Genomic DNA, 8,767 nt, shown 5'->3' with positions numbered 1-8,767 from the left:
GACAGCGTGCGCCGAAAGACAAACCGTCACCTGCGGCACCGAACGGCGGGCGCGTAGCGACTGATCGACAAGGGAGAGTTGCCCCATGGCCAGGACCAGCGTCACGTTCGACAGCGCCGGCATCGAGATCGCCGCGCACCTCCACGTTCCGGACCACCCGGCCGACGGCGCCCCACTTCCGGCGCTGGTGGTCGGTCACCCCGGCACCGGGGTGAAGGAGCAGACGTCCGGTACCTATGCGGGGCTGATGGCCGAGCGGGGGTTCGTGGCCCTGGCCTTCGACGCCGCCTACCAGGGTGAGTCCGGTGGTCTGCCGCGTGGTCTGGAGGACCCCGCCCAGCGAGTCGAGGACTTCAAGGCCGCCGTCTCCTACCTCACCACCCGGCCCGAGGTCGACGCCGACCGGATCGGACTGCTGGGCGTGTGCGCCTCCGGCGGTTACTCGCTCGCCGCCACCGGCGGCGACCACCGGGTCAGGGCTGTGGCGACCGTGTGCACCGCCGAACCCGCGCGCCAGTTCCGCTACGGCGCCGACGGCACCCAGGACCCGGCCGTCTTCCAGTCCCTGCTGGACGCCGCCGCCCAGGCCCGCACGGCCGCCGCCCGCGGCGAGGACCCCGGCGTGATGACCATGTTCCCCGAGACCGCCGAACAGGCCGGCGCTCTCGGCGGCCAGCACGGCATCGAAGGCTGGGAGTACTACTGCGGCTCCCGTGGCTACCACGAGCGCTCGGCGAAGTTCCTCGCCTGGGAGAGCATCGACAGGATGGCGTCCAGCGACGTCTTCCACGCAGTCCCGCTGATCGGCCCCCGCCCGATCCTGCAGATCCTCGGCGAGCACGCCGTCACCGCCTGGATGGGCCTGGACGCCCACCGGCGCGCCACCGGCCCCGCGCGGATCCACTGGATCAGGGGCGCCAGCCACGTCGACCTCTACGACAAGCGCGAGTACATCGACCTCGCCGTCGACAAGCTCACCGACTACTTCACCACCAACCTGACCAAGTGACGACCTCACCCCGGCTACGACTAAGAACCACGCACATCGGCTCGGGAAAAGGCTGTGGGGCCGGGCTTGTTGTCGCGCGCCCGGCCCCACGGTCTCCTCGCTGCTCTACCTAGGCGACGAGCTTCCAGGCGCCCTTGGAGTTCGTGGGCACCTGGCCCGCGGTGTACCACTGGGCCTGGTAGGTGTTGCCCTCGTAGGTCACCTTGTCCCCGGCCAGGTAGACCGAGTTGGCGATCCAGGCCGCGGGGTGGGCGTTGTCGACGACCACCTTCCAGGAGATGTTCGGGCTGGACCCGGGCGTCTGGCCGCGGGAGTAGTACTGCGCGACCCAACGGATCCCGTTGTAGAGAACGACATCGCCGGCGTTGTAGACCCAGGTCGCCGTCCACAGCACGTTGCCGGCCGCGTCGGTGGCGTACTCCGCCCAGGCGCCGGTGGCCCTCGAACCGGGCGTCTCGCCGCTGGTGTAGTAGAGCGCCTGGTAGGTCCGGCCGTTGTAGCTGACCTTGTCCCCGGCGTTGTACGCCTTCGTCTTCACCCAGGCGGCCGGCAGCACCACGAGAGCCGCATGGGCGGTGGTCCCCGACGTCTGCCCGGTGAGGACGATCTCGTCCGCACCGAGGAGGGCGCCCGCCGGCACCGTCACCGTCGTGCTGAGGGCACCGGTCGAGTTCACGACGGCCGTGCCGAGGGAACCCGGCGTGGCCGTCAGGGCGACGTCCACCGTCTCGCCCGGCGCGAAGCCCTTACCGGTCACCGTGATCTGGCTGCCGACCGGCGCGCTCGAAGGCGACACGCCGGCGGTCGGGACGCCCTGCGCACCGAGGCCGAGATCGACGTTCAGCGTGCCGGCGTAGAGAGCATGGCCATTGGTGACGCTGCCGACACCCGCACCGTAGATGCCGTCGTCGCTCCAGACGACCTCACGGGTCTGGCCGCCGGCGGAGCCCACCGGCGCCACCGCGAAGCCCTCGATGTTGTCGTCCGGCAGGCCCGCGGGACGCGAGAAGACCTTCTCCGGGACGATCGACCCGGTCGAGTCGATCTTCAGCAGCGTCGAGGTCACCGCGCAGTCGTTGTCACAGAGCGCCCAGATCCGGCCCAGGTCGGGGTCGTACTGGACGTCCTGCACCTTCGGCAGACCGGTGGAAACGGTGGCGATCCGGGTGAACGAACCGTTGCCGCCGAGGGCGTAGGCGTAGAGGTTGCCGTTGCTCTCCAGCGCGGCGAAGAAGAGGCCGGCGCCGTGGCCCGGGTAGTTCGCCGGGTCGTAGGCCGTACCGGTGTGCTGGTCGACGAACCCGTTCGCCGTCAGATAGCTGTCCGGGACGTAGGTGACGCCCTCGAAGCCGAGATTCGCCTCGGTGGAGTTACCGGTCGACAGCCACGGGTACTCACTGGTGAGATCCCACTTCGCCGTGGCCGTGAGGGTGCTGCCCGCGGCCGACGGGTCGATCCGCAGGATCGAGTTGAGCGCGATCTTGTTCGAGGCGTTGTCCCGCTCGGTCGTCACATAGATCGCACCGTCGGGGCCTTCGGTGATCCCCTCGGAGTCCGGCTGGCCGGTGCCGCCCGGGAAGAAGATCTGCTTGCCACCCGTCCAGCCGGGCGCCGCGACGTAGACGCCGCCCTGCTTGACGAGCTTGAACAGCCAGCTCTTGTTCTTGACCGCCCAGAGGACGCCCGACTCCGTTCTGGAGAAGACGAGGCCGGAGACGTCACGCCCCTCGGGGCCGGTGGTGGTTTCGAAGTAGCACTGGTTGTCCGCGGTGGTGACCACGGAGCTGCCCGGCCAGGGCAGCGCGCTCGCCGGCAGGTACCGGTCGCTGAGGCTCGGCCCTTCGGGTGCGCAGGGAGCAGGCAGGTCGTTCGGGGTCGGCCCGTTCGGGTTAACGACCTGCTGCTGGCAGGCCGTCGCGTTGGACGCGCCGAAACTGCGCGAGGCGACCGAGGCGAAGACGCCGGTGCCGTCCGGGCAGCGCGCGACCGAGGCGGCGCCGAAGCTCGCCGGGTCTTCCGTGCCCGCGGCGCCGGCGCTGTACGTGACGCCGTCGACCTCGGTCCCGGCGGCACCCGCCGCGGCGTCCGGCAGGTAGACGTGCACCGCGTCGCCGCTGCTCGACAGGCCCGGCTGCGACTGGAACCACACGAAACCGTGCGCGGGGACGGACGTCGTCAGCGTGCCGTCAGCAAGGTGGACGCGGTCGGAGAAGCCCGTCGCGGAGGACGGGCCGCCGCTGTCGCCCTGCAGCCAGCCGGTGATGTCCACGGCCGTGCCGCCGGTGTTGACGAGCTCGACCGTGTCGCGGATCGGCGCGGGAGCGTTGTCCGAGGAGACCTCGTTGACCTTGATCTTCGCCCAGTTGGGGTCGGGCGTGAAGGTGCCGCCGCCCGCCCCACCGCCGGTGCCCCCACCGGTGCCGCCGCCGGAGGTGGCACGCGGGTCGATGCCGCTGCCGAACTGGCTGGTGCCGGGAGAGCCGAGGTCACCGCCGTTCAGCGCCGCCCACGACTTCGGGTCGTTGGTGAGAGTGGAGAGCTGCCACTGAGTGATGTCGTTGGCGCCGAGAGCCGCCACCGAGATCGGCACACCCGTCGTGCCCTGCGTACGCGGGCTGGTTCCGTAGACGAGGTTGTCTACCGCCGTGCCGGACGCGTCGTAGACGTGGAGCTCGTCGCCGTTGCCGAGGCCGACGTTCTCGCCGCCGAGCACGACGATCGACTCCGCGAGGCCCCACTTGGTGCGGAACGCCGCCGCGGTGGCCTCGGTGACGACCACGGACTGGCCGGGAGCGACGGTGCCCAGGCCGGTGAGGCTGAGGTTGAAAGCTCCGCTCGTGGCCTTGTGGTTGTCCGAGAAGGACCAACCGGTCAGGTCGGCGGCGGCATCACCGACGTTGGTGAGCTCGAAGAACTCGTACTTCGCTCCCGAGACGCCGCCCGCCTCCTGGGCGTCCTGGTATTCGAACTCTGTGAACACGATCTTCGCCGATGTTGCGGCCGAGGCGGCGGTCGCGGGCAGCACAGCGGCCGCGGCGCCGACGACGGTCGAGTAGGCGACTAGGGCGGCGATGCCGCGGGGACGCCAGGTCATGGCGCGGAGTCTTCCGGGTCACTTGTTCCGCTGGCATCCACGCAGGCGAAGCCCACACGAACACTCCGACAATTGATAATCAATTGACACTATCAGTACCAGAACAAACACGTCTCGACGCCAGGGGCACAGGGCTCTCGCATAGTCGCGGTTTGCGGGAACGGCAGATCTGCCTGATCCCGGTATCGCTTCCTGCCGCTGTTGGAACCCCGCCATCGTCGCGCGCGGTCGCGGCAAGCAGCGCCGAGGTCAGCTGCTACGCCGCCGTCGGCCGGACAACCCCACCGCGGCCCCGGCAAGCAGGAGAGCAGGGCCGGTATGAGCGGGCGGTCCATCCCACCGCCGGCTTCGTCCCATCCGCCGGGCGGCAGATCGGATGACGGGCCGTGCGGCGAGCGGCCAGCATCCGGGCAGGCTGCGGTCGATGTCCCGGAGGATCGTGCGGGCCGGCGCGGTGGTGGGCGGACCCACCGGCTGAAGCTACGGAGCGTTCGCCCCTCAGAGCTGGCCTATGGGCAGGGTGATGCCCGCACGACCCCGAGCATCTCTGTCGGCATGCCACTTCGTTCGTTATCGCCCCTGCTTTCGCCTGCATCGCCGCTGCTAGCCCGTTTGGAGACTGGTGCCGCCCAAGCGCTGAGCCCTTTTGGGCCCGAGGGCGTACTCCCTCACCCTCATCAACCTGGTCATATCGTCGCAACCTGCGCCCGCCGTAACTGAATTCAAACAATCCGCTATTTCCAACATGTAACACACGGTGGCGTGCGACTCTCGTACAGGTAGCGATTCCTGCGTTACCTGGCCGCCTGTACGCGTGGGGACGGATAGCAAGTAGCTCTTGGCGGCTCCCGCGAGCAATAAAGCCAGGTTGGCGCTTCTTCACTCAAGGCAAGTTTGATCTTGCCGCCTCATTGTCGCGCTCATCTTCAGGAAAGGGTCGGCATGTCTGTCAAAAACCTCCGTTACCTGTCCTTCGACGGGACCACCTGGAGCACGGACGCCCCCATCCCCAACAGCCAGTCGGCAGCCGGCCCGGCCCTGGCCACCTTCAACAACAAGCTGTACTCCGTACACCGCGGCGGCAACGACGCCAACCTGTGGTACGCATCCTTCGACGGAACCAGCTGGACCGCCGACAACCCGATTTCCAACTACCAGTCGGCGGCGAGCCCAGCCCTGGCCGTCTTCAACGGAAAGCTGTACACCACCTACCTCCCAGCCAACGACAACAACCTCCGCTACCTGTCCTTCGACGGGACCACCTGGAGCACGGACGCCCCCATCCCCAACAGCCAGTCGGCAGCCGGCCCGGCCCTGGCCACCTTCAACAACAAGCTGTACTCCGTACACCGCGGCGGCAACGACGCCAACCTGTGGTACGCATCCTTCGACGGAACCAGCTGGACCGCCGACAACCCGATTTCCAACTACCAGTCGGCGGCGAGCCCAGCCCTGGCCGTCTTCAACGGAAAGCTGTACACCACCTACCTCCCAGCCAACTAACCGATATCTGGCTGCCGTCCGGTTCTTGTGTGGTCAGTGACGCTTGACGATTTCACGCGTCAGTAGATCGAGGCGGCTCGCAGCGTCGAGTTTCCGTCGATGTGATCTGTGAGTTCTCCGCCTGGCTCGCGAAGTCGACGCTCGATGGCGTCGTGTGGTTGAAACGTGCGGTGCGGGTTACGACGCGCCCGGCGAGCACGAAGGTCGAGCCGCCGGTTCCCCGGACTATTTCTCGGTTTCCTCGGTCATTTTCGCCGTCACCCAGGTCATGGCCCGGCTCACCGCCGCCCGGGACTCCTCGGTGTGATCGAGGCTGTCGGACGCGACCGGGTAGTCGGTGACAGCGTGGAGCCGGTGATCAACGGTCACTCCGACAAGGCCGGAGGCGGCGGCGAGTGCTCCGTAGCCGAGAAACGTCGGCCAATCCCGGGGGGTGCACTCCAGATCGGCCGGCAACGGCCCGCCGTGGACGAACACCACGGCGGGCCGGGCCGGTTCGCCCTCGTGCCAGGTCGTGTGCAGGTCGATGGTGCCCTCACGGCGCCGCGGCACCGGGTCCGTGGTGAGAACGAACGGTTGCATGTACGGCGGGATGGCCATGGCCGTCAGCCCACCCGCCCTTGCCCCGGCACCGCCACGGGGCGCCTCGGGGCCGTCACAGGGTGACGTGGTAGCGAGGTCGAGGCGAACTGGAGCTCGAGTTCGCCCGTGGGCCTCCGCCCGTTCTCACCGGCGCAAAATCTGAGGACCCTCGCGGAGTCGCCTGGCCCCACCCCGGGAGCCCGACGTCGCTCAGGAAACCGCGGCGGCCGAAGCGGTGGAGGCCGCAGAAGCGGCAGGAGCGGCAGACGACCGGGCGGCGTGGGGCGCCGAGATCGTCCCACGCACCACCGCGACAACGGCGGTCCGACTCTGCAGGCCGAGCTTGCGGTAGATCTGCTCCAGGTGCTTGTGGACGGTGCGGGGGCTGATGCCCAGCACGCGGGCGATCTCGCGGTCGCCGATCCCCTCGGCGAGCTGGTCCACCACCTCGCGCTCCCGGGGCGTCAGCGCCGCGAGTCGGCCGGCGGCCCGGTCGGCCACCGCCGCGTGGCGCTGGGCGTCGCGCAGCGCGATGGTCAGCCGGGAGAGCCGCTCACGTTGCGCGACGGCCTGGCAGACCAGCGGCGAGGCCAGATCGAGCAGCTCCCGGGCCCGCCCGGAGAAGCCCCGCCGGGACCGGTTGAACACCAGCAGGGTGCCCTGATGACGTCCGACAGCGACGATGTTCAGCAGCTGGTCGTGGGTCTCGCGGGGGCGGTAGAAATCGGTGTAGATCGGCAGGTTGCGCAGGGACCGCAGGTCGGCGAGGTCGGTGAGAGCCACCGAGCTGGCCGTTCGCAGCCGCCGCTGCCGGTGGGCGACGAACGCCGGATGCTGCCCGAGCACCGCGGCGAAGTCGGACGACTCGCTGAGGTCGGTGGTCGCCGGCTCGACGACCGTCGCCACCAGCTGCTGGGTGCGGTGGTCGACCCGACAGTACGACGCCGAGTCGCAGCCGATCATGCCGGCCATCCGGGACAGCACCGGGCTCGGCAGCTCCGCGCCGGCCTCGCTTCCGTGCAGCAGGCGAACCATGTCGAGCAACTCCAACAGGTCCTTCCTGGTGGCTTCCGCCGGCATGCCCGCTCCTCGCCTCGGCCGGCCCCGAACCGAAGGCCGAGGCGGATTTCCCGCGGCCAGCATCGCGCGCGCTTCTTTTTCATGTGCCATGATTGTCTGGCAGCCGACATAATGCCTTCCAGTCGTGCCGCTGACAGCGCCGGCGAGAACTTCCTGCTTTCTTCCACCCGGCCACCCACCCAGCGTCCCACTACGCACAAGTGCGTATTTTCGAGCTGCCCGCCGAACTGGTTATCTGACGTCGACGCAATCAGCCGCCACACCCCGGAACCTCCAGAAAACTCCGGGAAAACACGGTGTGGCGCCTTTTGAGAAAGAGGTCGACCAAGATGTCTCGTTCCCTGGTTACCCGTTCCCGTCTCGTCATCGCAGCGTCCGCCCTGGCCGTCACCGGCGCGCTCGGCGGAACCGCGCTCGCCGCCGCCGACGGCTCGGCGGACAACGTCGCGGACCCGTCGCGGGCCGCCGTCAGCGCGCCGACCGCGGACGCGCTGCCGATCGAGGCGCACCGCTTCGCGGTGATCGACTCGGGCGGCGCGGTCGTCCGGAGCAGCGCCGGTGTCACCTCCGGGCTCACCGCCGCGCAGAACGTCGAGGTGCTCTTCGACCGCGACATCCGCGGCTGCGCGTACACGGCGTCCATCGGCGGACGGGCGAACGACGTGCCGCCACCCGGGTTCATCACCGTGTCGCAGCGGGCCGGGAAGGTCAACGGCGTGTTCGTCGCGATGCGCAACCCCGACCAGTCCAAGGTCGTCCTGCCGTTCCACCTCACCATCACCTGCTGACCGCCGCCAGCGGGGCGTCCCCTCGGGCCGACCCGACGGGACGCCCCGGTCGCAGCACCACCCCAGACAGCACATTCCTTCTCAGGCACTCAGATACGAGGTGACCCATGGACACCGCAGTCTCCTCCGGGACGGCACTCGCGCTCCGCTCGATCGAGATCATGGCTGGCGGCGACTTCGACGACTTCACCGAGGTCGTGCACCCGCTGGCCACCAACCGGGAGGGCGTGGACGAGCCGCCGGACGCCCGCGGCCAGGGCCCGCGGGCTTTCCACGCGACCGCCCTGTGGCTGCGTGCGGCCTACGCCGACCTGAACTGGCAGATCCACGACACGGTGGAGCGGGGCGACCTCGTGGTGGTGCACTGCACCATGAGCGGCCGCCACGCCGGGCCGTTCATCGCCTACGACGCCGACGCGCGGATCGAGCGGGTCTTCCCGCCGACCGGACGGACCTTCGCCACCACCCAGACCCACTGGCTGCGCCTGCGCGACGGCAAGGTCATCGAGCACTGGGCGAACCGCGACGACCTGGGCACCGCCGCCCAACTGGGCTGGATCCCGCCGACGCCGCTCTACCTGCTCCGGTGCGCCCTGGCCACCCGCCGGGCCCGCAGGTCGACGTCCGGCGCCTGACCCGCACGGCCCACCACGGGCACCAGCAGCCCGCCGCCCGTCGCGGCCGCCCACCGCCCGCCGCGGCCGCCCGCCG

Annotated in this window: 7 protein-coding genes and 1 pseudogene; 4 read left to right on the top strand and 4 right to left on the bottom strand. The window is 69.5% G+C overall.

Annotation, left to right across the window (positions count from 1 at the left end):
- The first annotated feature begins 85 nt into the window (after positions 1-85).
- Positions 86-1,009, top strand: a complete 924-nt coding sequence (locus FREUN1FDRAFT_RS36575; RefSeq protein ID WP_006545455.1) for an alpha/beta hydrolase — start codon at positions 86-88, stop codon at positions 1,007-1,009.
- 109 nt (positions 1,010-1,118) lie between these two features.
- Here FREUN1FDRAFT_RS36575 and FREUN1FDRAFT_RS48400 read toward each other — a convergent pair whose 3' ends face one another.
- Positions 1,119-1,547 carry a carbohydrate-binding protein gene (locus tag FREUN1FDRAFT_RS48400; protein ID WP_369809857.1) on the bottom strand — a complete coding sequence of 143 codons (429 nt, stop codon included), beginning with the start codon at positions 1,545-1,547 and terminating at the stop codon, positions 1,119-1,121.
- A 2,094-nt stretch (positions 1,548-3,641) separates the two neighbouring features.
- Positions 3,642-4,103 (bottom strand): annotated as a pseudogene (locus tag FREUN1FDRAFT_RS48395) (lamin tail domain-containing protein); the annotation flags it as partial.
- 942 nt (positions 4,104-5,045) lie between these two features.
- On the opposite strand from FREUN1FDRAFT_RS48395, the gene FREUN1FDRAFT_RS36565 reads away from it, so the two are divergent.
- Complete coding sequence (locus tag FREUN1FDRAFT_RS36565) at positions 5,046-5,606, top strand: hypothetical protein (protein WP_006545453.1); 561 nt, start codon at positions 5,046-5,048, stop codon at positions 5,604-5,606.
- 225 nt (positions 5,607-5,831) lie between these two features.
- Here FREUN1FDRAFT_RS36565 and FREUN1FDRAFT_RS45620 read toward each other — a convergent pair whose 3' ends face one another.
- Both FREUN1FDRAFT_RS45620 and FREUN1FDRAFT_RS36555 read right to left on the bottom strand, forming a co-directional pair.
- Positions 5,832-6,206 (bottom strand): hypothetical protein, encoded by a 375-nt coding sequence (locus tag FREUN1FDRAFT_RS45620; protein WP_006545452.1) that lies wholly within the window; start codon positions 6,204-6,206, stop codon positions 5,832-5,834.
- Between the two features lie 192 nt (positions 6,207-6,398).
- Complete coding sequence (locus tag FREUN1FDRAFT_RS36555) at positions 6,399-7,268, bottom strand: LuxR C-terminal-related transcriptional regulator (protein ID WP_006545451.1); 870 nt, start codon at positions 7,266-7,268, stop codon at positions 6,399-6,401.
- 329 nt (positions 7,269-7,597) lie between these two features.
- Here FREUN1FDRAFT_RS36555 and FREUN1FDRAFT_RS36550 point away from each other — a divergent pair, with 329 nt between their 5' ends.
- Complete coding sequence (locus tag FREUN1FDRAFT_RS36550; RefSeq protein ID WP_006545450.1) at positions 7,598-8,056, top strand: hypothetical protein; 459 nt, start codon at positions 7,598-7,600, stop codon at positions 8,054-8,056.
- Between the two features lie 107 nt (positions 8,057-8,163).
- The gene (locus tag FREUN1FDRAFT_RS36545; protein ID WP_006545449.1) at positions 8,164-8,691 is read left to right on the top strand and encodes an ester cyclase; all 528 of its coding nucleotides are present in this window, start codon (positions 8,164-8,166) and stop codon (positions 8,689-8,691) included.
- Positions 8,692-8,767: the final 76 nt, after the last annotated feature.

The organism is Parafrankia sp. EUN1f, from assembly GCF_000177675.1.
Taxonomy (GTDB): domain Bacteria; phylum Actinomycetota; class Actinomycetes; order Frankiales; family Frankiaceae; genus Parafrankia.
Note: the sequence above shows the minus strand (reverse complement) of the source record. Positions and strands in the feature narration are given on the sequence as shown.

Coding starts and splice junctions, on each gene's coding strand:
- FREUN1FDRAFT_RS36575 (WP_006545455.1), top strand. CDS start 86: ATGGCCAGGACCAGCGTCACGTTCGACAGCGCCGGCATCGAGATCGCC.
- FREUN1FDRAFT_RS36565 (WP_006545453.1), top strand. CDS start 5,046: ATGTCTGTCAAAAACCTCCGTTACCTGTCCTTCGACGGGACCACCTGG.
- FREUN1FDRAFT_RS45620 (WP_006545452.1), bottom strand. CDS start 6,206: ATGGCCATCCCGCCGTACATGCAACCGTTCGTTCTCACCACGGACCCG.
- FREUN1FDRAFT_RS36555 (WP_006545451.1), bottom strand. CDS start 7,268: ATGCCGGCGGAAGCCACCAGGAAGGACCTGTTGGAGTTGCTCGACATG.
- FREUN1FDRAFT_RS36550 (WP_006545450.1), top strand. CDS start 7,598: ATGTCTCGTTCCCTGGTTACCCGTTCCCGTCTCGTCATCGCAGCGTCC.
- FREUN1FDRAFT_RS36545 (WP_006545449.1), top strand. CDS start 8,164: ATGGACACCGCAGTCTCCTCCGGGACGGCACTCGCGCTCCGCTCGATC.